Annotated in this window: 18 protein-coding genes and 2 CRISPR repeat arrays (1 of these 20 only partly in view); of the genes, 15 read left to right on the top strand and 3 right to left on the bottom strand. The window is 68.2% G+C overall.

Translation table 11 applies throughout. The features are described from left to right. Positions 1-332: a CRISPR direct-repeat array (repeat unit 29 nt; unit sequence GGGACCATCCCCGCGGGCGCGGGGAGCAG); it reaches 1,283 nt to the left of the window's first position. A gap of 232 nt (positions 333-564) precedes the next feature. Genes cas3 through cas2e form a run of 8 tightly spaced genes read left to right on the top strand, consistent with a single transcriptional unit; the run spans position 565 to position 9,891 of the window. Beyond that, positions 565-3,492, top strand: a complete 2,928-nt coding sequence (cas3, locus tag ACIREO_RS35275; protein ID WP_404117946.1) for a CRISPR-associated helicase Cas3' — start codon at positions 565-567, stop codon at positions 3,490-3,492. Continuing rightward, positions 3,485-5,179: a type I-E CRISPR-associated protein Cse1/CasA gene (gene casA, locus ACIREO_RS35270; RefSeq protein ID WP_404117943.1), complete on the top strand. Its 1,695-nt coding sequence runs from the start codon at positions 3,485-3,487 to the stop codon at positions 5,177-5,179. Before cas3 ends, casA begins: the two co-directional genes overlap by 8 nt. Beyond that, complete coding sequence (gene casB, locus ACIREO_RS35265) at positions 5,176-5,880, top strand: type I-E CRISPR-associated protein Cse2/CasB (RefSeq protein ID WP_404117940.1); 705 nt, start codon at positions 5,176-5,178, stop codon at positions 5,878-5,880. The genes casA and casB overlap by 4 nt, the downstream gene beginning before the upstream one ends. Beyond that, a complete protein-coding gene (cas7e, locus tag ACIREO_RS35260) occupies positions 5,877-7,070 on the top strand; it encodes a type I-E CRISPR-associated protein Cas7/Cse4/CasC (RefSeq protein WP_404117938.1) in 1,194 nt (397 codons plus the stop codon). The genes casB and cas7e overlap by 4 nt, the downstream gene beginning before the upstream one ends. Next, positions 7,067-7,789 (top strand): type I-E CRISPR-associated protein Cas5/CasD, encoded by a 723-nt coding sequence (cas5e, locus tag ACIREO_RS35255; protein WP_404117936.1) that lies wholly within the window; start codon positions 7,067-7,069, stop codon positions 7,787-7,789. Before cas7e ends, cas5e begins: the two co-directional genes overlap by 4 nt. Then, a complete protein-coding gene (gene cas6e, locus ACIREO_RS35250) occupies positions 7,789-8,565 on the top strand; it encodes a type I-E CRISPR-associated protein Cas6/Cse3/CasE (protein WP_404117933.1) in 777 nt (258 codons plus the stop codon). The genes cas5e and cas6e overlap by 1 nt, the downstream gene beginning before the upstream one ends. A gap of 4 nt (positions 8,566-8,569) precedes the next feature. After that, complete coding sequence (gene cas1e / locus ACIREO_RS35245; protein WP_404117931.1) at positions 8,570-9,547, top strand: type I-E CRISPR-associated endonuclease Cas1e; 978 nt, start codon at positions 8,570-8,572, stop codon at positions 9,545-9,547. Next, positions 9,544-9,891, top strand: a complete 348-nt coding sequence (gene cas2e, locus ACIREO_RS35240; RefSeq protein WP_404117929.1) for a type I-E CRISPR-associated endoribonuclease Cas2e — start codon at positions 9,544-9,546, stop codon at positions 9,889-9,891. Before cas1e ends, cas2e begins: the two co-directional genes overlap by 4 nt. A 91-nt stretch (positions 9,892-9,982) precedes the next feature. Further along, positions 9,983-11,232: a CRISPR direct-repeat array (repeat unit 28 nt; unit sequence GTGCTCCCCGCGCCTGCGGGGATGGTCC). 109 nt (positions 11,233-11,341) lie between these two features. Here the strand turns inward: cas2e and ACIREO_RS35235 are convergent. Continuing rightward, entirely contained in the window at positions 11,342-12,337 is a 996-nt protein-coding gene (locus ACIREO_RS35235) for an Lrp/AsnC family transcriptional regulator (protein ID WP_404117926.1), read from the bottom strand. Between the two features lie 384 nt (positions 12,338-12,721). On the opposite strand from ACIREO_RS35235, the gene ACIREO_RS35230 reads away from it, so the two are divergent. After that, entirely contained in the window at positions 12,722-14,299 is a 1,578-nt protein-coding gene (locus ACIREO_RS35230) for an MFS transporter (RefSeq protein WP_404117923.1), read from the top strand. A 234-nt stretch (positions 14,300-14,533) separates the two neighbouring features. Here ACIREO_RS35230 and ACIREO_RS35225 read toward each other — a convergent pair whose 3' ends face one another. Beyond that, positions 14,534-14,845 carry a hypothetical protein gene (locus ACIREO_RS35225; protein WP_404117920.1) on the bottom strand — a complete coding sequence of 104 codons (312 nt, stop codon included), beginning with the start codon at positions 14,843-14,845 and terminating at the stop codon, positions 14,534-14,536. After that, positions 14,842-14,979, bottom strand: a complete 138-nt coding sequence (locus ACIREO_RS35220) for a hypothetical protein (protein ID WP_404117917.1) — start codon at positions 14,977-14,979, stop codon at positions 14,842-14,844. Before ACIREO_RS35220 ends, ACIREO_RS35225 begins: the two co-directional genes overlap by 4 nt. A 443-nt stretch (positions 14,980-15,422) precedes the next feature. Here ACIREO_RS35220 and ACIREO_RS35215 point away from each other — a divergent pair, with 443 nt between their 5' ends. The 6 genes from ACIREO_RS35215 (at position 15,423) to ACIREO_RS35190 (ending at position 21,434) form a co-directional block, all read left to right on the top strand. Further along, positions 15,423-15,896 (top strand): nuclear transport factor 2 family protein, encoded by a 474-nt coding sequence (locus ACIREO_RS35215; RefSeq protein WP_404117915.1) that lies wholly within the window; start codon positions 15,423-15,425, stop codon positions 15,894-15,896. A 129-nt stretch (positions 15,897-16,025) separates the two neighbouring features. After that, on the top strand, positions 16,026-16,637 hold the full coding sequence (locus ACIREO_RS35210; RefSeq protein ID WP_404117912.1) for a TetR/AcrR family transcriptional regulator: 612 nt from the start codon (positions 16,026-16,028) through the stop codon (positions 16,635-16,637). Between the two features lie 359 nt (positions 16,638-16,996). Next, entirely contained in the window at positions 16,997-17,371 is a 375-nt protein-coding gene (locus tag ACIREO_RS35205) for a PPOX class F420-dependent oxidoreductase (RefSeq protein WP_404117910.1), read from the top strand. A gap of 994 nt (positions 17,372-18,365) precedes the next feature. Continuing rightward, positions 18,366-19,382: a bifunctional DNA primase/polymerase gene (locus tag ACIREO_RS35200; protein WP_404118134.1), complete on the top strand. Its 1,017-nt coding sequence runs from the start codon at positions 18,366-18,368 to the stop codon at positions 19,380-19,382. Further along, positions 19,379-20,926, top strand: a complete 1,548-nt coding sequence (locus ACIREO_RS35195) for a phage/plasmid primase, P4 family (RefSeq protein WP_404117908.1) — start codon at positions 19,379-19,381, stop codon at positions 20,924-20,926. The genes ACIREO_RS35200 and ACIREO_RS35195 overlap by 4 nt, the downstream gene beginning before the upstream one ends. A gap of 127 nt (positions 20,927-21,053) precedes the next feature. Then, on the top strand, positions 21,054-21,434 hold the full coding sequence (locus tag ACIREO_RS35190) for a DUF6009 family protein (RefSeq protein ID WP_404117906.1): 381 nt from the start codon (positions 21,054-21,056) through the stop codon (positions 21,432-21,434). Positions 21,435-21,592: the final 158 nt, after the last annotated feature.

The raw sequence follows: 21,592 nt of genomic DNA, 5'->3' as shown, positions 1-21,592 counted from the left end.
GACCATCCCCGCGGGCGCGGGGAGCAGCTCGCCGATCCCGTTGGGGAGCGGTGGCCACGGGGACCATCCCCGCGGGCGCGGGGAGCAGCTGCCGTTCTTGGTGAGGTTGGTCAGGGCGTTGGGACCATCCCCGCGGGCGCGGGGAGCAGCTGTTCCAGCGTCTTGGCCCTCCGTCCGAGCAGGGACCATCCCCGCGGGCGCGGGGAGCAGCTGCCGTGAACGCCGTAGGTCGCGTCCTGGTGGGGACCATCCCCGCGGGCGCGGGGAGCAGTTTGTCCCGGTTTCGTTGATGATGATGTTTTCGGGACCATCCCCGCGGGCGCGGGGAGCAGACTCCGTGACCTGCAGGTTTACCGCCGGGGTGGCTCGTTTTTGAGCACTTTCAAGCAAACCGACATAAATCCCATTTCGACCCCACTTCGGCAGCAAGTCCGAAACAGCCAACTGATCAACTGTACTGACGGCTAGCCACAGTTGAGGTAGTAACAACCACAGTGAGACCACATTCTCCGCTATTTCTTCATTCACCTGCGGAATCTGGTCCTTCCCAGATATTCATCTGGCATGACAGCCGAGGGGAACTTCCACACCGGCCTACGGGCAAGACTGCACGGCCCCGTGCTCAAGGTGTGGGCCAAGCACGACCGGGACTCTGACGCATGGCTACCTCTGTGGCGGCACATGGAGGACAGCGCTGCAGTGGCAGGGCGGTTGTGGGACGAATGGTTGCCACTGTCCGTCCGGAAGCTGATCACCGGCGCCCTGCCGGATGGCGTGGACGACGGACGTCGTCTTGCTGTGTGGCTGGCCGGCGTGCACGACATCGGCAAGGCCACACCAGCATTCGCCTGCCAGGTCGAACCGCTCGCGCAGGTCATGCGAGCCGATGGGCTGGAGATGCGCTCCCAACGGGCGATGGGTGCGGACCGGAAGTTGGCTCCGCACGGGCTGGCCGGGCAGGTGTTGCTGGGGGAGTGGTTGGAAGACCAGCACGGCTGGGCTGCCTCGCAGACGGGCCAGTTCACCGTGGCGGTGGGCGGGCACCACGGAGTCCCTCCCGAGCATGGTCAGATCACCGCTCTGGACAGACACCCTCAGCTGTTACGCACCCCGGGCCGGAGCGGGGAACTGTGGCAACGCGTGCAGCAGGAGCTGTTGGAGGCCTGCGCGGCGGAATTCGGTGTGCAGGAAAGGCTCAGTGCATGGCGATCGGTGAAGTTGCCGCAACCGGTGCAGGTTCTCCTCACGGCGCTGGTCATCGTCTCCGATTGGATCGCCAGCAATCCCGACCTCTTCCCCCACTTCCCTCAGGACGCTTCCCGTAGCAGCGAGGAGCGGATCACGGCTGCATGGCGAGGTCTGAACCTGCCGGGAGCGTGGCAGGCCGCGGAGCCGACTGCCGATGTGCAGGAGCTGTTCGCCTCCCGCTTCGCACTGCCTCCGGGTGCGAAGGTTCGCCCCGTCCAGGAGGCGGCTGTGGAGCTGGCCCGGACGATGGACGAACCGGGGCTGCTGGTGATCGAGGCGCCCATGGGGGAGGGGAAGACCGAGGCCGCGCTCGCCGCCACGGAAGTCCTCGCCGCACGATCCGGTGCCGGCGGGGTGTTCTTCGCCCTGCCCACGATGGCCACGGGCAACGCCATGTTCCCCCGCCTTCTCGACTGGCTCGAACGGCTCCCCGCGTCGGGGGACACGCGTCATTCGGTCCTGTTGGCTCATTCCAAGTCCGCGCTCAACGAGGATTTCACCGACCTGATGGAACGGGGCCAGGTCAAGGCCCTCGACCTCGACGGAGCGGACGACCGGCAGGACTTGCGGCCCTACAGCCGCCGTACCCGCTCAGCTTCCGCCGAGTTGGTCGCCCACACCTGGCTGCGCGGCCGAAAGAAGGCCATGCTTTCGTCGTTCGTCGCGGGAACGATCGACCAGTTGTTGTTCGCCGGGCTCAAGAGCCGCCATCTCGCTCTCCGTCATCTCGCCATCGCCGGCAAAGTGATCGTCATCGATGAAGCGCACGCCTACGACACCTACATGAGCGTCTATCTCGACCGGGTGCTCTCGTGGCTGGGCGCCTACCGCGTTCCGGTGGTGGTGCTCTCCGCGACCCTCCCGGCAGCCCGGCGACGCGAGTTGGTCGAGGCGTACGCGGGGAGGCAGAAGGGCGATGCCCGCGACTTCAGCGCTGTCGCCGAGGCGGACGACTACCCCCTTCTGACAGCTGTTGCGCCGGGCGGAGCACCGGTCCTGCGACGCCCCTCGGCCTCGGGTCGCGGGGTGGACGTCCAGCTGGAGCGCATCGATGACGATTTGGCTCTTCTCGCCGACCGGCTGGAGAAGGAGCTCGAAGGCGGTGGTTGCGTCCTCGTCGTACGCAACACCGTGCGTCGTGTGCTTGACGCGGCAAAAACGCTGCGGGAGCGGTTCGGGGACGCCAACGTGACCGTCGCGCACTCCTCCTTCATCGACGTGGATCGTGCGGCCAAGGATGCCTCGCTGCTCACGCGGTTCGGGCCCCCGGGCAAGGCAGAAGGCAGGCCGGCCATGCACGTCGTGGTCGCCAGTCAGGTCGCCGAGCAGTCACTCGATGTCGACTTCGACCTGCTGGTCACGGACCTGTGTCCGGCGGACCTGTTGCTCCAGCGCATGGGCCGCTTGCACCGGCATCTGCGTGGAGGTGAGGACCAGACAGAGCGTCCCGCACGGCTCCGCACGGCGCGTTGTCTGGTCAGCGGCGTCGACTGGGCCACCGGCGTTCCCGAGCCGGTACGCGGTTCGGTCGCCGTGTACGGGGCGTACGCCCTGTTGCGGTCCGCTGCCGCGCTGCTTCCGCATCTCGACGGCGGACCACGGCATCCCGTACGGCTGCCGGCCGATATCAGCCCTCTGGTGCAGCACGCCTATGCCGAGGATGTCTCTGCCCCCGCGAACTGGGCGCAGGACATGGAAGCAGCACGCGCAAAGTACAACGAGCACCGTGCTGACCAGGCCGAGCGGGCGGCGACGTTCCGCCTGGGTGCAGCGGCCCGCCCCGGCCGGCCATTGTTCGGCTGGGTCACCGCGGGGGTCGGCGACGCGGACGACACCAGCCGAGGCAAGGCACAGGTACGCGACAGCCGCGAAAGCCTGGAAGTCGTAGTGGTGCAGAAGAAATCCGATGGCACCCTCACGACGGTCCCGTGGCTCGCCCCGGACCGCCGAGGCCGCACCCTGGCCGGGCTGGCCTTGCCCACCGGCCAGGTCCCTGCGCTCCTGGCCGCACGTACCGCCGCATCCTGCGGATTGAGGCTGCCGATCCAGTTCAGTTACGCCGATGCGATGGACCGGGCGATCTCGGAACTTGAAGAACTGCACGTCCCCGCGTGGCAGGTGAAGGACAGTCACTGGCTGGCCGGCCAGCTGATTCTCGCGCTCGACGAGGACTGTCAGACCCACCTGGCAGGCTTCGCCCTCCGGTACAGCAAGAGCGACGGCCTTGAGGTGACCCGTGCCTGAAAGCAGCCAGAGCAACCGCGACGACGCGCCCTCGTTCGACCTGACCACACAGCCCTGGATCCCCGTGCTCAGGAGCAACGGCAAGCAGGACGAACTCTCCCTGCGCCAGGTCTTCGAGCAGGCGTCCGAGTTACGGCGGATCGTCGGGGACCTGCCCACCCAGGAGTTCGCCCTGGTGCGTCTGCTTCTCGCTGTCGCCCACGACGCACTCGGCGGACCCGAGGACATCGATGACTGGTTCGATCTGTGGAACGACGAGCAGTGCTTCACGCCGGTGGGCCCCTATCTCGACGCGCACGCCGACCGCTTCGACCTGCTGGACACCACCGCGCCGTTCTTCCAGACCGCAGGCCTGCGAACGGCGAAGGACGAGGTGTTCTCCCTCAACCGCATCGTGGCGGATGTCCCCAACGGGGAACCCTTCTTCAGCGCCAGAATGCCCACCGTCGACCGTCTCACCTTCGCCGAAGCGGCCCGCTGGGTCGTTCATACGCACGCGTACGACACCTCCGGAATCAAGACAGGCGTCGAGGGCGACAAGCGTGCCAAGGGCGGGAAGGTCTACCCGCTCGGCGTCGGCTGGGCCGGCAACCTCGGTGGGGTCTTCGTCGAACGCCCCACGCTGCGCGAGACACTGCTGCTGAATCTCGTGGCCGCTGACACCGAGGGCGTGAGGATCGATGAGCAGGACGCCCCGGCCTGGCGACGCGATCCCTCCGGTCCGGGCGGAACCGAGCGCGCACCCAGCGGCGTGCGCGACCTGTACACGTGGCAGACACGGCGCCTGCGGCTGCATTTCGACGACCAGGGTGTGCACGGCGTCGTCCTCGGTTACGGCGACCCGCTCAGCCCGCGTAACAAGCATGACCGCGAACCGATGACGGCCTGGAGGCGCAGCCCCGCTCAGGAGAAGAAGCTGCGGGAAGGCCTCGTCTATCTTCCGCGCGACCACGACCCCGAACGGGCCGCATGGCGGGGGATCGCCTCGCTCATTGCCGACGCCTCCGTTTCCGGGCAGGGGTCGGATGCCCCCGCCTACCTCCGGCCGCAGGTCCTGGAGTGGGTGGCCCGCCTCGTATCGGAACGCCACCTCGAGCGTGGCTTCCTCGTGCGTGCACGCGTCATCGGCCCGAAGTACGGCACCCAGCAGTCCGTGATCGATGAGATCGTCGACGACTCAGTCTCCATGGCCGTCGTCCTCCTCCACCAGCAGGACCGCCGCTACGCCGAGCAGGCCATCGCCGCCGTGGAGGACGCCGATCGTGCCGTCTACGCCATCGGCGACCTGGCCACGAACCTGGCCCGTGCGGCCGGCACCGAGACGGACGGGCCACGTGCCGTCGCACGGGACCGCGCCTACGGGCTCATCGAGGCCCCTTACCGTGCCTGGCTCCGGGACCTGGCCAAGGCCGACGACCCGTACGAACAGCGCACGGTATGGCAGCGGCAGGTGTACGAGCTCGCCGTCGGGTTCGGCGACCGGCTCATGGCCGCCGCGGGGGAGGGCGCGTGGCAGGGACGGATCGTCGACACGAAGAAGGGCGCGGAGTGGCTCAACTCCGCATTGGCCGACAAGTGGTTCCACATTGCCCTGAGCAGGGACCTGGGGCGCCCCGACCCGTCCAACCCACCCCCGGACACCGATGAGCAGCCGACCTCCGAGACCACTGTGAAGGCACTGGCATGACCACCCACACCGCGCCCGAACCTCTCACGCCGCGTAAGCGAGTCGTCGAGCTCGCCGCCCGGCAACTGGCCGGCCTGCAACGGGGCTACCTCGCCGACCAGTCCCGAGAAGTGGCGGCCCTGGCAAGGCTGCGCCGCGGCGCGGGACGGAAGGCCGGCCAGCTCCCCGACCTATGGAGCCTCATCGATATCGGTCCCCTGCACGTGACGCCGGAGGGTGCTCGGCCCCTGAGCGAGAGCGACCTCGTACGCGCCGAGGATGCCCTGCACGTAACCCTCACCCTGTGGGCGCTGCACCAGCAGTCCCGTCCGACCGGCATGCATCAGCCCGACCGCCAGAACAGCCGACAAGGGCTCGGAACCGGCGTGCGTCGCATGATGAAGCCTGGCGAGATCAACGACTCGTTGCACAAGCGGCTGGTTCGTGCGGGCACCGCCCCTGACCTGGCTACCCTCGCCCAGCGGCTGCGCGACATCGTCGTCCTGCTGCGCCGTGACGGCATCCCCCTGGACTACGCCCTGCTGGCCGGACAGCTCTATACCTGGGAACGCCCCGGAGGCGCTGACACCGTGCGCCGTGAGTGGGGCAATTCCTTTCACGCATGGCACGACAAGACCACCGCAGAGCAGTCGCCCGATGCCCCAGCTTCCACCGGCGACGAGACCACCCGCAGCACGGACATCGACAAGGACGCCTCGTGAACCGCATCTTCCTCGACGTACATGCCCTCCAGACCGTCCCGCCCAGCAACCTCAACCGTGACGACACCGGTGCCCCGAAGACCGCCGTGTACGGGGGAGTGCCGCGTGCTCGGGTCTCCAGCCAGGCTTGGAAGCGGGCAGCCCGCACCTACTTCTCCGAGGAACACCTGCTGGATGCGAGCGAACTCGGAGTGCGGACGAAGAAGATCGTGGAGGCGGTGGCCGCACGGATCACAGCCCTCGACCCCTCGATCGCGGATGAGGCCGCGCTGCTGATCGCCGACGAGACCGTGAAGGCCACCGGCCTGAAGACAGAGGTGCCCAAGCGCAAGGCGACCGCGGCCAAGGAAGGCGAGCCGGAGCCCGCGCCGGAGGCCAAGTACCTCGTCTTCCTCAGCACTCGCCAGTTGGACGGCCTGGCCCGGCTGGCCGTGGACGGCGCCGCCGACATCACGGCCCACCTGAAGGACAAGAAGGCGAAGGACCGGGCCAAGGAGATCGCGGACACTCACCACTCGGTCGACATCGCGCTCTTCGGGCGGATGGTCGCCGACGCCGCGGACTTCAACGTCGACGCCGCCGTCCAGGTCGCCCACGCCATCAGCGTCCACCGCGTCGAGAACGAATCGGACTACTACACCGCTGTCGACGACGAGAACACCGACGAGGAGACAGGCGCCGGCATGATCGGCACAGTCGACTTCAACTCGTCGACGCTGTACCGCTACGCGGCCCTCGGCGTACACCAGCTCGCCGCGAACCTCGGCGAGGGGCTGCGCGAGGACGAGCCTCTCAGCACTCCGGTGCGCCGTGCGGTGGAAGCGTTCGTACACGGCTTCACCGCGTCACTGCCCACCGGGAAGATCAACACGTTCGGGCACCACACGATGCCCGACGCCGTTGTCGTCAAGCTCCGCACCACCCGTCCGGTCAGCTTCGTCGCCGCCTTCGAGGAGCCGGTCCGCGGCGACCAGGGAGGCTACGTCCGTGAGGCGTCCGAGCGCCTCGCCGAGTTCATCCCCGACATCGAGCGCGCGTACGGCGACGAGAACTCCACCCTCACCTGGGTCCTGCGCGTCGGCCCGAACACTGCGAAACTCGCCGGGATCGGCACCGAGTCCCAGAACATCGGCGAGCTCGTCGCGGCAGTCGGCAAGGCCGTCGCCGAGCGCCTGGAGAAGCCCGCATGAGCGTGCTCAGCCTGCGGCTCGCGGGCCCCCTGCAGGCGTGGGGGGCCTCCGCACGCTTCACCCGGCGCACCACCGAATCCGCTCCCACCAAGAGCGCGGTCATCGGCATGCTCGCCGCCGCCGCGGGCGTCGAGCGGGGCGACGACACGAGACTCGAGCCTCTGGCAGCCCTCCGGTTCGCCGTCCGGATCGATCAGCCCGGCACCCGTGTACGCGACTTCCAGACCGCTCACCATGGCGTCAGCGGCAAGTCCATGCCCCTCTCCGAGCGCTTCTATCTGGCCGACGCCGTGTTCGTCGCCGCCGTAGAAGGCAACCCCGACCTCCTAGGTGATCTCCATGCCGCGCTGCGCAACCCGGTGTACGCACCATTCCTCGGCCGACGTTCCTGTCCGCCGGCCCAGCCTGTCGACCTCGGGTTCCACAACGACACCTCTTTGATGGAGGTACTGAGCGAGGTGCCCTGGCAGGCGTCCGCCTGGTACCGAAGGCAGCACCGGAACCGGACAGAGATCGAGCTGGCTGTACTCCGCGAGGCCTACGACAACGAGGCGGAGTTCGCGGACACCCTCCGCGACCAGCCGGTCAGCTTTGCCGTCGAACACCGCCGGCATGCCCTGCGCACCGTCGTCAGCGACAGCGTGCGCGTCACAGTCCCGTCTGCTCGGCGACAGCCCCGGCACGAGCCGTTGGACGCCCTCAAGGAAGAGAGCGCCTGATGTTCCTCACCCGCTTCCGCGTGAACACCGCGCGCCCCGGCGCCCGCAGGCTGCTGTCGTCCCCGCAGGTCATGCACGCGGCCGTCATGTCCTCCTTCCCGGCGCTGCTGCCCACCGATACGCCTCCTCCGGACGGACCGCGCGTCCTGTGGCGCCTGGACCACACCGCCCGCGCCGAGGTCATGCTCTACGTGGTCAGCCCCGACGAGCCGGACATGACCCACCTCGTCGAGCAGGCCGGCTGGCCGGCAGTCGCCTCCCGCTCCGCACCGGGCTGGGAGAGCCGCCCCTACGGCCCGTTCCTGGACCGGCTCACCACGGGGGACCGTTGGGCTTTCAGACTGACGGCCAACCCCGTCCACCACATCCGCCGCAAGGAAGACGAGCCCACCAAGCGCACTGCCCACATCACGCCCGTGCACCAGATGGGGTGGCTCCTGAAGCGGCAGGAGCAGTGCGGGTTCCGTGTCCTCGAGAAGCCCGACGACCGGCGTCTCCTACCCAGCGGCACCACCCTCACAGGTCAGCCCCACCACGGCGACCGCTACGAGCTCACGGTCCACGACAGACGTGCTCTCTCCTTCGACAAGTCCCGTGCCCCGGGCACGGCAGCGGCCCGCAAGGCACCCGTCAGCCTGGTCACCGTCACCTTCGACGGTCGGCTCGAGGTCACCGACCCCGAACTGCTCCGCCGTACGCTGCGGCAAGGGCTCGGCAAGGCGAAGGCTTACGGCTGCGGCCTGCTCACCCTGGCGCCTCTCGGGACAGCGGAGTGAGCTGATGACAACGGTCTCCCGGCGCGCGGCTCTCACCCCGCGCCAGCTCACACGCACCGGTGAACGCTTGTCCTTCATCTACCTCGAGCGTTGCACCGTGCACCGCGACGCCAACGCCATCACGGCCGAGGACGCCGAAGGCACCACCCACATCCCGTCGGCAACCATCGGCACCCTGCTCCTCGGCCCAGGCACCCGGATCACACACCAGGCAATGAGCGTCCTGGGGGAGACGGGAGCCGCCGTCTGCTGGGTCGGCGAACATGGCGTGCGCTACTACGCCGGCGGCCGCGCGCTGACCCGCTCGTCCGCTCTTGCCGAGGCGCAGGCCGTGCAATGGGCGAACGTCCGCAGCAGGCTCGGCGTCGCACGGGCGATGTACCTGCTTCGCTTCCCTGACGAGGATCCCGCAGGCCTGACCCGCCACGAACTACTCGGCCACGAAGGCCGCCGCGTCAAGGACTGCTACCGCGCCCAGTCCGCTCGTACCGGTGTGCCCTGGCGCGGCCGCCGGTACACCCCCGGCGACTTCAGCAGCGGCGACGCGGTCAACCAGGCCGTCACCGCGGCAGCGCAGTGCATGTACGGCATCGCCCACGCGGTCGTGGCTTCTCTGGGATGCAGTCCAGCTCTGGGCTTCGTGCACTCTGGCCACGAGCTGTCGTTCGTTCTCGACATCGCTGACCTGTACAAGACCGAGATCGGCATCCCTCTCGCGTTCGATGTCGCCGCCGAGGACGAGGAGGATGTCGGCCCGCGGACACGCCGTGCGCTCCGGGACCGCATTAACGAGACATCTCTGCTGGACCGCTGCGTGAACGACATCAAGGGGCTCCTCCTGCCAGAAGGGTCCCTCTCCACAACCGCCTCGAATGACGCCCCCGATGTCGTCACCCTGCAGAGCGACGGCGGCCAGGCAGTGGCCGCAGGTCGCAACTATGGCGGTAGCGACGGCTACGACGATGTGGAGACGACCTGGTGACCGTCATCGTCCTCACCAACTGTCCTGCCGGTCTGCGCGGCTTCCTCACGCGCTGGCTGCTCGAAATCTCCGCAGGCGTGTTCATCGGCAACCCGTCCGCACGAATCCGTGACCTGCTGTGGGCAGAGGTCCAGCAGTACGCCGACCAGGGGCGGGCATTGCTCGCCCACACCACGAACAACGAGCAGGGCTTCACCTTCCGTACGCACGACCACGCCTGGCACCCGGTCGACCATGAGGGACTGACCCTCATCAGACGCCCCAAGCCTGGTAGCCCTTCCACCACGCCACCTCCGAAGAAGGGCTGGAGCAATGCGGCAAAGCGTCGTCGATTCGGCCGATGACGACCCGGTCGGCAAATTGAGCACTATGCCCGATTCAGCGAAACTGCTCAAAAACAGCACCCGGGCCTAGCAACGCTGCAGGTCACGAAGGGTGCTCCCCGCGCCTGCGGGGATGGTCCCCCGACGTCGCTGCTCCGCTCATCCAGGAGATCGTGCTCCCCGCGCCTGCGGGGATGGTCCCCACAATCGTGGGTTTCTGTATTCGAATTGAGAGTGCTCCCCGCGCCTGCGGGGATGGTCCCGTCTGGCGTATGCAATACGTTTGCGGGTATGAGTGCTCCCCGCGCCTGCGGGGATGGTCCCGCGACATGGCACATGCGGGAAGTCCTGGCACGGTGCTCCCCGCGCCTGCGGGGATGGTCCCCCTTCGGGTCAGCGTGCCAGTCGTGTTCGTAGGTGCTCCCCGCGCCTGCGGGGATGGTCCCTCGGCGGGGATGCGGTACTCGGCGGCGAAGAAGTGCTCCCCGCGCCTGCGGGGATGGTCCCTCGGCAACCCCCGCCAAGCCCTCAAGCACTTCGTGCTCCCCGCGCCTGCGGGGATGGTCCCGCCGTCGAAACCGCGTGGCAAGAGATCAGGGAGTGCTCCCCGCGCCTGCGGGGATGGTCCCCCCGCGGCGCGACCGGACATGGTGCTGTGCGGGTGCTCCCCGCGCCTGCGGGGATGGTCCCTCAGAGTCCACACAGAGATCCATCCTCGATCAGTGCTCCCCGCGCCTGCGGGGATGGTCCCCGGCACCATCCACCTTGTTCCACGAGAGAGAAGTGCTCCCCGCGCCTGCGGGGATGGTCCCGACAGGGGCGTCCACTACGCCTACTGCGAGGCGTGCTCCCCGCGCCTGCGGGGATGGTCCCCACTACGTTCGGTCGCAAGGGTTAACTCCTAGGTGCTCCCCGCGCCTGCGGGGATGGTCCCGGCCCGGTGCCGGTGGTGCCGAACCAGTCGTAGTGCTCCCCGCGCCTGCGGGGATGGTCCCGAGGTGACCGTGCACGGCCCGAAGGGCGCCGAGTGCTCCCCGCGCCTGCGGGGATGGTCCCACGGCTGCGGACCGCCGCCTGCGGAACACCGGGTGCTCCCCGCGCCTGCGGGGATGGTCCCCTGTCGGGCACGCCCTTCCATGACCTGGTGGGGTGCTCCCCGCGCCTGCGGGGATGGTCCCGTTACAATCCGCGCAAGGCTCTGCCCGAGGGTGTGCTCCCCGCGCCTGCGGGGATGGTCCCGGGCTACTGGCGAGGCTGCCCCCACGTCGTGTGTGCTCCCCGCGCCTGCGGGGATGGTCCTGCGCCGTGAGCACCGCCGTCCGCACGCTGTCGGTGCTCCCCGCCCCATGCGGGGATGGCCTGGGCCGCAGTTCGCTGCCCGCCGCTGGCGAACGGGCCGGCTACGTCCCAGGTACTGCCCTACCGGCTGCAGAAAGGGCCCAGCGACACCAAAAGGCACCGATGGCGGCCCTCACCGGCGGGGAGGCGGGGGAATCAGCCGTCCCCTGTAGACGAGCGATGCAGCCTGCTTGAGGGGACGCAGGCGGACGCTCACCGTGTAGCCGGTGATGCCAGGCACCGTGGCCAGGCCGCTGCTGAGGAAGTCGTAGAAGTCGGCGACATCTCTGCACATCACGATCGACATGAGGTTCTGATCGCCGGTCGTGGCCGCGGCGAAGACGACCCGGGGGAGCGCGGCGACGGCCGTGCCCGTCTCGTGCAGGCGCTCGGGGGAGGTCTGCAGCCACAGAGCCGCGCCGAATGGGTAACCCAGCTGCTCCGGAACCAGGTCCACGTCGTAGAGGAGCGTGCCCGAGCGTTCCAGGGCCTCCATACGCCGCGCGATCCGACCGATGGTCCAACCGGTGCCCTTGGCGAGCGTGGCTTGGCTCGCCCGGCCGTCCTCGGCAAGGATGGCCAGCAACGGGCCGTCGTCCTCGCGCAACTCGGCCATCGGGCCCTGCGGCCGCTGATGGGGATGGCTCTCGAGGAGCAGGTCCACTGCCTCCTTTGGGAGCGAAGGGCCAAGCCGCGCCCAGTCGGCGCCGGGCGGTGAGTAAGCGTGCAGCACCATACGGGTGTTGATCTCCGTCACTCCCGGATAGCGGGCAAGCTGACGCAGCACGTCCGGCACCCGGCCATCGTGAGGCGCTTCCAGCGAACAGACGATCTCCGATCCGCCGAAGGAGATGTTCGCGAAAGAGACCTCAGGCAGCCGGGTCACGGCCTCGGCAAGCGCGTCGATCCTGTCCGGGCGCAGCGTGATCCGCACAACGCTCGCCGTGAGATCGTTCACCGCCGGGTTGACAAGTCCCACGACCCTCATGGTGCCTGAGCGCTGCATCGCCCGGTATCGGCGCGCCACGGTCTGTTCCGATACCCCCACCGCCTCACCAATCACACGGAACGGGGCACGCGGCACCACGTGCAGCGCATGGAGGATAAGACTGTCCAGGGCGTTAAGCATGGAGGAATCTTCACATGAAGAGCCGCACAGTAGTGGTTCTCTCCATGTGATTGGCAGCAGCTTGGGGAAATCGTCAGGTATGGCGGAAACTTCTGGAGGATGTACGGGCAAGCTCACGCTGCGCCCGTGGACCCCACTGCGAGGCCTGCGGGCGGTGTACCAAGCCCGTACGGCGGTTCCGTGCACGCACGGCCTCGAAACCCCCTCGAATCCGAGCCGCACCGTGGCTGCCCGGCCGGTGAGCACGGCCGCCCCCTGCGGCCCCGTTCGGCCACACCTGCCGTACCGCTCACGCATTGCCACCCATCCGTCGCGTCGGCGTCCCGACGCTCCGAAGGAGTCCTCTTGTCCCAGTCACCACCCGCTGCCGAGCCCCGTCGCGGGATGACTATCCTCATGGCCTGCCTCGGGGTCTTCGTCGCCTACCTGCCGGTGACCAGCGTCTCGGTGAGCCTGACCGCCATCCAGTCGGCTCTCTCCACGAGCACCCTGCAACTGTCGTGGGTCTCGGACGCCTTCGTGTTGCCGATGGCCGCCTTCATCCTCACCGCCGGAGTCTTCGGCGACGTGCACGGCCGCAAGAAGGTCTACCTCACCGGCCTGCTGCTCTCCGCTGCCGGCGCCGCGACCTCGCTCACTGCGCACTCGATCGGCCAACTCTGGGCCGGCCAGGCGCTTTCCGGGGTCGGCGCGGCTGCGCTGCTGCCGACCACGCTCGCGCTCATCAGCCACGCCGTACCCGACCACCGCGAGCGCGGAAAGTTCATCGGCTTCTGGGCGATGTGCCTGCTCGGGGCGCTCGCCATAGGCGGTGTGGTCGCCGGAACGATCCTCGGCCACGTGAGCTGGCGGTGGATCTTCCTCGTACCGATACCCGTCGCCCTGGTCGCCTTCGGCTTCTCCCTGCGGCTGCTGCCCGAATCCCGCGCACCGCGAGCCGGACGGCTGGACTGGCCCGGACAGATCACGGCTGCGCTCGCCATCACCGCACTCGTCTACGGAATCATCCAGGGCGGGGCGGGTTCCTTCAGCGAAGCACAGGTCGTCGTCGCGCTAGCGGTCGCGGTGATCAGCGGGATCGCCTTCGTCCTCGCCGAGCGGCGCTCCTCGCATCCGATGCTCGACCTCGCGCTCTTCCGCAGCCCCGGATTCACCGCCACCACACTCGTGGCCATGGTGATGTTCCTCGGCATGATCGGCTTCTTCTTCGTACTGAGCCTCTACTTCGGCATGGTTCAGCATCTCGACACTCTCGGTATCGCCTGGCGGATGCTCCTGATCACCGGGGCCGCGCTGCTCGTCAGCGGAGTCGCCGGACGCGTCATGCACAAGGTCTCACCGCGCCTCATGATCACCACAGGACTCCTCATGGTGACCACCGCGCTGCTCACACTGCTCGGCGCCGACGCAGGCACGTCCTTCGCCTCGCTCTCCTGGCGTCTGGTCCTGCTGGGGCTCGGCATGGGGCTCGTGACGACACCGATGACTGCCGTCGCCGTCGCCTCCGTCCCGCACCCGCTCGCGGGCATGGCTGCCGCAGGGAACAACGCATTCCGCCAAGTCGGCGGCGCACTCGGCCCCGCCGTGCTCGGGGCTCTCCTCACCAGCCGCGCCGTCTCCTCCCTGCCGGGGCGCCTTGCCGACGCAGGCGTCGACGGCCCACTGGCCGACCGGCTCGCGGACGCAACCCGCGAGGGAGGGCTCGGCGCGATCGGCTCGGTACCGTTCGGCGCGCAGGCGGGCCAGATCCAAAAAGCCGTTGGCGATGCCTTCCTCGAGGGCATGCGCCTGTGCCTGACCGTCTCGGCCGGCTTGACCTTCCTGGCCGCCGTCCTCGCCTTCGTCCTCCTGCGCCCACGCAGGACGGCTACGAGCACGGAAAAGGCCGTACGCGCATCTGCGCAGCCACAGACCCTGCAGACCTCCACTAGGGCCAAGGCCCTAGTGGAGGAAGGCGCCTGACAGCCTGCTCGCCCCAGCGTGGGAAGGCCATGCCCCACAGAAGCGCTGTGGGGCATTTGTCGGCGACGGGTGAATCGTGGTTCTGGATCACTTTTGGTGCAGGACTGACGAGCGGTCACCGTCACGGGGTGTCCGCCTACACGCCGGGGCCATCCCCGCGCCTGCGGGGATGGCCCCCATTACGCAACAGGCCGCTGCGTCCCCGGCCCGGGCGTGCGGTGCGCTCGCACCGCATCAGCAGCGGTAGCCGTTCGGGACGTGGAGAAGGGCCACCAAGATCCAGACCATGACCGCGGCGCCGGCCGTGCCACCAAGGAGGGCAACCGTGAGGTTCCAACGTCCTGTGTAGCCGATGAACGCACCCCACCACGCCGCCGAGATGATCGCGAGCAGAACCCCGTAGAAGATCAGCGCAAGGCCGTTGGCCGCGCCATTCACTCCGACGTCGCATGCCCGCCAGGCAGCCGCGAGAAGTACGGACCCGAGCACGCCCGTGGCCAGGCCGCCTGCGGGGGCGGCCACGCAGCCCCACTGCCCGCGCGTCAATTCCGGGTCCTGACCTGCGGGAAGTCCTCGCCGTTGCGCTGCGCTTGCTCCATCGCGTCGTTGATTCCTTGCCGGAGCTGTTCCTCGGTCAGGTCGTCACCGTACTTCTCGTAGAGATCGACCCCAACCCGCATCTACATACGCGAGGCCCTCAACCTCCTGGCCGCTCGGGCGCCCACGCTGGAACTGGGCATAAGGAGCGTGCGGAACGAGGCTTACGTGATCCTCGACGGCACCGTGCTGCCGATCGACCGCATCGCTGCCGACCAGCCGTGCTGCTCGGGTAAGAAGAAGCATTTCGACCGAAACAAGGTCGCACATCGAGCCCCACGCGGCGGCCAGCCAGTCGGCGACGTACCGCATGCCGTCGGAGGCCTGAGGGTCGTCGCCATCGCGGCGGCGAGGAGTTCTTGGTCGGGCTGCTGCGGGAAACGTGAACGGCACCGCGCGCATGGCCACGGTTTGGGTTTCACGACTACCTGTCGTAATCTTTACGACAGGTAGTCGCATAAAAATGCGCAGCTCAGGCGTCGCCACAGCGAACAGGCATCGCCATAGCGAACAGGGAAGGGCCCCCATGAACGCGCTCAGTGATCGCGCCGATCTCATCGAACTGACAGGCCGGTACGCCGACATCGCAGACCTGAAGGAGTTCACCGAGCTGCCCGGCCTCGTCATGGCCGACCCGGTCACGATCGACTTCGAGTCGGTCGCCGACATACCGCCCATGACCGTGCCGCTCGGCGACTACGTCGAGGCTCTCCGCGGCTCTTTTGCATCCTTCAGCGCAACGCACCACACCATCACCGGTCACGTGATCGACATCGACGGCGACCGCGCGACGATCCACGCACATGTCCGCGCCGAACACTGGGTCCCGGACGAGCTGGCCGACGGTGGACCCGACCGCTGGCTGGTGGTCGGCTTCTACGACAACGAGGCGGTCCGCACGGCGGACGGCTGGCGTCTCAGCCACGTAAGGCTCACCGCGAGCCACCAGGAGAACCCGCATCTGGCCGGTGCCGCCCTGGCGGCCGGGCAGGACGGCTAGCGGCGAGGGCCGAAGTGATCCGCGCGCTCCTTGTGGAACAGCGCACGACGCCTGCCCTGCACGGCCGCCGGGCAGGCGGGAGGCAGACCCAGGGCGTGAGGGAAGCCGGGACGAGGAGATGATGATCGGATGCCGCGGATCAGGGGAGCCAGCGTAGAAGAGCACCACGAGATGGTGTGGTCCGACCTCGCCGAGGCGATGCGGCAGCTGCTGCTCGAACGCGACTACGACGCGATCAACATGGGCCACATCGCGGCTCGAGCCGGACTCGCGCGCAACACCCTGTACAACTACGCCCGCGACAAGAGTGGTCTGGTCATGGCGCTGACTCAGCGGGCGAGCCGGCCCATGCTGGGGTACGTGGGCGCGATCGCCGCGCGGTCCTCGGACCCGGCCGCGGAGCGGATGCGGGCGATCATCGAGGCGGTACTGGAGGCGTGCACGGACCAGGCCATGCAGCTGATGTTCCGGCCGGGCTCCGGCCCACTGGTCGCCGAGGTACCGAAGGGGCCGGACAACCCGTTCAACGCGATCGTGGTCGAAGTGGAGAACGTCGTCCGGGACGGCATAGCGCGCGGAGAGTTCCGCAACGTCGGCGACGTGCACCTCACGGTGGAGCTGCTGTCCGGAGCCATACGCGCCGGCGCCGAACGTATCGGCCGGGACCCGGCCGCCTTCACGGCCACGGTCCGCGCCGCGCAGGAGATCATCCTCGCGTCTCTGGCCCGCCGCCCGGACTAGGACGTTGCGACCTGCGGGGCGTCGGAACTCACGGCGACACGACAGGCCGGCGCGCCCCACTGCGCAGCTTCTCGCCAGTCCCCCCGACATCCGCCGCCACCGCCGCACAGGGGCGCTTCCCACCCGACGCGCGGTACAGCGCGACGGCACCATTGCTGAACTCCACCGGAATACGGAAACCTACGTCCCACCAGGACGCCTTCCTCGGATCTACAAGATCCATTGGTCGGAGTGTCCACACCACGGGAGGCGCCTCAGAACACGCCGCCACCCTCGACATTGACAGAACTCGTCCGACGCGCCCGCGGGGCCAAGGGTCGGACCATCACGAAAGATCGAGGTTCCGAAGCGTGCCCGCCATGGACGAGATCCGACGCAGCAAGTACATCAGCCTCACCACCTACCGCAAGGACGGATCACCCGTCCCGACGCCCGTCTGGCATGTGACAGGTCCCCACGGCGAGCTCCTCGTCGTGACGCCCGCCGGCTCCTGGAAGGTCAAGCGGATCCGCAACAACAGCGCCGTGACCGTGACCGCCTGCGATCTGCGGGGACGGATCTCCACTGACGCTGCGTCCCTTCCCGGTGCCGCCCAACTGCTCGACCAGGACGGCACCATGGCCGCGCAGAACCTGCTCGGCAAGCGGTACATCACGTCCCGGATCGGCAACTGGTTCGTCAAGGTTCTACACCTGCCCAAGAAGCCGAACATCGCCATCGCCATCACCCTGTGAACTGCCGCACGCAGCCCGGTAGCTGAACGAGTTCGCCCCGGCGCCGCGTGCATCCGCCCTACCTCTCTCGGCTCCGTCCCCGGCGCCCAATAGCTATACGAACGAGAGCCGTCGGTTCACGATGCCCATATGCGCTGCCGTGACGGTGGCGCTGACCGCTGGCGAGCACCGCCAGCTGAAGAAGACGGTCTACGGCCACAAGCCCCCACATCAGGCCCCGGCCGCGCCCCGGTCGCCCTCCTCGCGGCACGCGGCCGGGGCAAGGCCATGAGCGCTGCTTGGCCGAGCCTTCACAGTCCCGGCAGAGGAACCTGAACCAAAAGCAATCCTGATGGGCAGGGCTGCCACGGCTCGGAGCTCCCAGCGCGGGAAGGGACTGGCTTCCCTTCAGTCCCTCCTCTGTTCAGTCCCTCTGTAAAAGTCCAGGTCAGAGCGATCTGCTCGGGACTGAAGGGACCGAAGGGACCGAAACTCCCTGTTCCAGCTGCGTGCAGGCGCGTGTATACGCGCGTACGTAAGACTGACCCTTACATATCTCTGGTGCGCTGATAACTAGAGAAATGAGTCCCTTCAGTCCCTCCCCTCCGAGGGGCAGGTGCTCTGACCTGCGGAAACACCACCGGGACTGAAAGGGGACCGTTGAGTCCCTCCGCCCCGGCAGGCCTTCGGTCCCTCGGCTGTCCGCCCGAGGGGGAGGACAGCACTGCCCCCGCAGGGATGTGTGACCTGAGGGACCGAAGGGACTGATTTTGCAATAAGTGCTCATGCCTCCCACAGGGGAGAGGGCACGTGCGCTAGGCTCTGGCCGCTATAAGGGAAAGTCAGTCCCTTCAGTCCCTCAGTCCCTCGTGTGATCTCCCTGACCAGGGGAAACGCTCGGGACTCAGCTGAGGAACCCAACCCTGGCCATACAAGAGGAACGGACCGACGAACAGTGCAGCGCCCCGCCGACACGGCCTCGTCCGGAGTCGCGCAGCAGCCGGGACCCGTGGACGTGGCGCGGTGGCTCGCAGGCCGTCAGTGGCCGGTCCATCCGCTTGCCCCGGGACGTAAGACCCCGGCCGCCAACTGCGAGCAGTGCCGTGTCCGTAGTCATGAGCCCTCGAGCTGTCCCTGCCATGAACAAGGCCGTTGGTGTCACGGCTTCCACAGTGCGACCACCGACCCCGCCCTGATCGATGCCTGGTGGAGCCGGGAGCCCCGTGCAGGCGTCGGTGTGTCGTGCGGGCCGGCGCATCTTGTCGTCCTGGACGTCGACGCCCATGCCACGCAGGTCCCGGACCGCAGCCGGCTCCTGCCGGGCATCCGGATCCCGGAACAGGTCGATCTCGCCGGTCTCGCCTCAGGCTTCGACACTCTGGCCCTTCTTGCCGCCTATCGTCAGGAGCCGAATCCCGCCGAGGACGAGAACACCCTGCGGGTCCGGACCCCGTCCGGCGGACTGCACATCTGGTACGTCAATTCCGAACCCGGTGTCCGCTATCGCTCCTCCACCGGGTCGAGCCCCAGGACCGCGCTTGCGTGGCAGGTCGACGTACGGGCTCACGGTGGTTACATCGTGGCCCCCACCACCCGTACGTCAGCGGGCGTCTACACGCCTCTGGGAGCCGTACGGGACCCGGCCCCCCTTCCCGCCTGGCTGGCCGCTGAACTGACGCGCACGGGCCATGTCGTACGACCGTCCCCAGTTCCCGGTCCGCGGCCGCACGCCCCCGCCAGGCCCCCTCGGACCGGCGCCGCTCAGGCGCTCTTGCATCCGCTCATCGAGACCGTTCGTGAATGTGCCGTCCATGCGGAGGGCACCGGCTTCACGGAGAAACTCAACCGAGCCGCGTTCACGGCAGGAGGGCTTGCCGGAGCAGGGCACCTGAATCAGGCCGAAGCCCGCCAAGAGCTGGCAGAAGCCGCTCACTATGCTCGTCCCCACCAGAACCGCCGTAATGAGACGATCATCGACGCAGCCCTTTCCGCAGGCGCCAGCCGCCCGTTCCACCCCAAAGGACTCGCATGAGTAGCGCCGAGAGCAGCCGCTTCGATGCGGCCGCCGCCGCTCAGCAGATGCTCGACCTCGAGGACGCAGCCCCTGCATGGGTTCCTCCCCAGCAGGTACAGGCGCCCGCTGCGGCCGAGTCACCGGCTCTGCTGCCGCCCATGCTCACCGACCGCGGCAACGCGAAGCTCTTCGCCCAGCTCTACAGCGATCAGTTCCGTCACGTGGAAGGCCTCGGCTGGTACTGCTGGGACCAGTTCCGGTGGAAGCGCGTGGGCGGCGAGAAGGCGGCTCTGTGGGCTGCCGGCGACATGGCCGAGCAGATGTCCCCCACGGACCCCCGAGGGACCTTCAGCGACCGTGAGATCGCTCAGCACCGTCGGCGCACCATGTCCACGAGCGGTATGAAGGCGCTGCTCCACCAGGCGAAGGCCGCGCCCGCGTTGAGCCTCGACCCCGACGTCCTCGACGGCGACGCCTACTCCCTGTGCACTCCCGCTGGTGTCGTCGATCTGCGTAACGGCCGCCTGCACAAGCCCGATCCGATGCGGGACCTCCACTCGCGTGCCACCCAGGTAGCTCCCCAGGCGATGCCGACCCCGCGCTGGCACGCCTTCCTGGACGACACCTTCGGCCCCGATGCCGCGGGCCAGGAGATGATCGACTTCCTGCACCTGCTGCTCGGGTACTCCATCACCGGAGATGTCGGCGCGCAGGTGCTGCCTTTCCTCTGGGGCAAGGGCGCCAACGGAAAGTCGGTCCTCCTGGACGTCATGATCCAGGTCATGGGGGACTACGCCGACGCGGCCCCGCCCGGTTTCCTGATGGACAAGGGCAACTTCGCCGAGCACTCCACGGAACTGACGGAGCTGCACGGCCGCCGCATCTTCGTCTGCAGCGAGCTCAAGCCCAACGACAAGTTCGACGAGGCGCGCGTCAAGCTCCTCACCGGCGGAGACAAGATCAAGGCCCGCCGCATGCGGCAGGACTACTTCAGCTTCACCCCGACCCACAAGCTCTGGTTGCTCGGCAACCACCAGCCCGAGGTCGGGACCGGCGGGCACGCGTTCTGGCGCCGGATCCGGCTCATCCCCTTCGAACGCGTCGTCGCGGCTGACCGGAAGATCGACAACCTGGCCGGCGAACTCGTCCAGGAAGAGGGCCCGGGCATCCTGCACTGGCTGATCCAGGGCGCGATCCGCTATCTCACCACTCGCGACCCGCTGAGCGGTCCGTCCTCTGTACGTCTGGCCACCGCCGCGTACGAGACCACCGAGGACCACATCGGGCGTTTCCTGGGGGAGTGCTGCCTGCGCCAGGGCCCGGACACCGGGGACCTTCGAGTCGAACAGGGGCTCCTCTACGCGACCTACACCGGCTGGTGCAGCTCGGAGGGCATCCGGGCCGACACCGCGCGGGCCTTCGCCGGCCGCATCCGTCAGGAGATCGGACTCGCGTCCCCCGCCGAGATGCTGAAGTCCAGCGGCAAGAAGTACTACCCGGCCCTGGCATTGCTGAAGGACGACATCGCCCATCCTGACGGGCAGACAGGTGAGCGCCCATGAGGCACCAAGGCCTTCTGCCCAGGGCCCGGGCATCGGCATATCATGGGAGCGTCCCAGAGCACCGCACCGTCCGTTCCGCACCGAGTAGCCACAAGCGCCACCACATCACCGACAAGGAGCTGCGTCCATGAGCTCGCTGCTGCATGAAAGCCAGCTCGCACACGAAGCGAACGTGGTGTGGCTGGAGAATCTCGACGAGCTCGACTACGTCCGACAGGCGCTCGACAAGAGTGGCCGCCGCGGCGGGAAGCCCCGCTACGCCCGTGATGGACGCATGGTCGGTTACGCGGAGCTCGACAGGGACGCCGAGGCCAATCCCGACAGCGGCCTCTACCAGCGCCGTACTTTCTTCCTGCTGCCTCACGACAGGCCGAACGACCCTGAAGGCCTCTACAAGGAGGGCGCGCCGGGCGAAGCGGTCGACCCGAGGACGATCGAGCCGCGCCGGGTGGGGGAGAAGACTCCCCGTTCGCAGGGGAAGCGCAGAAACGAGATAGTGCCCTCCTGATGCCCTGACGCCCTGATGCTCTGACGCGCGGCTCTCCTTGTCCGGATTTCTGTCGGCCGGAGCGACCTCGTCTGCTGACCATCCCAGGAGTGGCGCGTTGTCTCCGCGAGGGGGCCGTGCCCCCGTGCCGTCTCCTCGCCGTTCGGCGGACGTCGGCA

The sequence above is a fragment of the Streptomyces sp. NPDC102441 genome, from assembly GCF_044765585.1.
Lineage (GTDB): Bacteria > Actinomycetota > Actinomycetes > Streptomycetales > Streptomycetaceae > Streptomyces.
This window is presented reverse-complemented; position numbering and strand designations above follow the sequence as displayed.

What these genes read in the sequence shown, in the direction of transcription:
- cas1e (WP_404117931.1), top strand. Translation starts at nt 8,570, where the DNA reads ATGACAACGGTCTCCCGGCGCGCGGCTCTCACCCCGCGCCAGCTCACA.
- casB (WP_404117940.1), top strand. Translation starts at nt 5,176, where the DNA reads ATGACCACCCACACCGCGCCCGAACCTCTCACGCCGCGTAAGCGAGTC.
- ACIREO_RS35205 (WP_404117910.1), top strand. Translation starts at nt 16,997, where the DNA reads ATGGACGAGATCCGACGCAGCAAGTACATCAGCCTCACCACCTACCGC.
- ACIREO_RS35220 (WP_404117917.1), bottom strand. Translation starts at nt 14,979, where the DNA reads ATGCGGGTTGGGGTCGATCTCTACGAGAAGTACGGTGACGACCTGACC.
- ACIREO_RS35190 (WP_404117906.1), top strand. Translation starts at nt 21,054, where the DNA reads ATGAGCTCGCTGCTGCATGAAAGCCAGCTCGCACACGAAGCGAACGTG.
- ACIREO_RS35230 (WP_404117923.1), top strand. Translation starts at nt 12,722, where the DNA reads ATGACTATCCTCATGGCCTGCCTCGGGGTCTTCGTCGCCTACCTGCCG.
- ACIREO_RS35235 (WP_404117926.1), bottom strand. Translation starts at nt 12,337, where the DNA reads ATGCTTAACGCCCTGGACAGTCTTATCCTCCATGCGCTGCACGTGGTG.
- cas3 (WP_404117946.1), top strand. Translation starts at nt 565, where the DNA reads ATGACAGCCGAGGGGAACTTCCACACCGGCCTACGGGCAAGACTGCAC.
- cas6e (WP_404117933.1), top strand. Translation starts at nt 7,789, where the DNA reads ATGTTCCTCACCCGCTTCCGCGTGAACACCGCGCGCCCCGGCGCCCGC.
- ACIREO_RS35195 (WP_404117908.1), top strand. Translation starts at nt 19,379, where the DNA reads ATGAGTAGCGCCGAGAGCAGCCGCTTCGATGCGGCCGCCGCCGCTCAG.
- ACIREO_RS35210 (WP_404117912.1), top strand. Translation starts at nt 16,026, where the DNA reads ATGCCGCGGATCAGGGGAGCCAGCGTAGAAGAGCACCACGAGATGGTG.
- ACIREO_RS35215 (WP_404117915.1), top strand. Translation starts at nt 15,423, where the DNA reads ATGAACGCGCTCAGTGATCGCGCCGATCTCATCGAACTGACAGGCCGG.
- cas5e (WP_404117936.1), top strand. Translation starts at nt 7,067, where the DNA reads ATGAGCGTGCTCAGCCTGCGGCTCGCGGGCCCCCTGCAGGCGTGGGGG.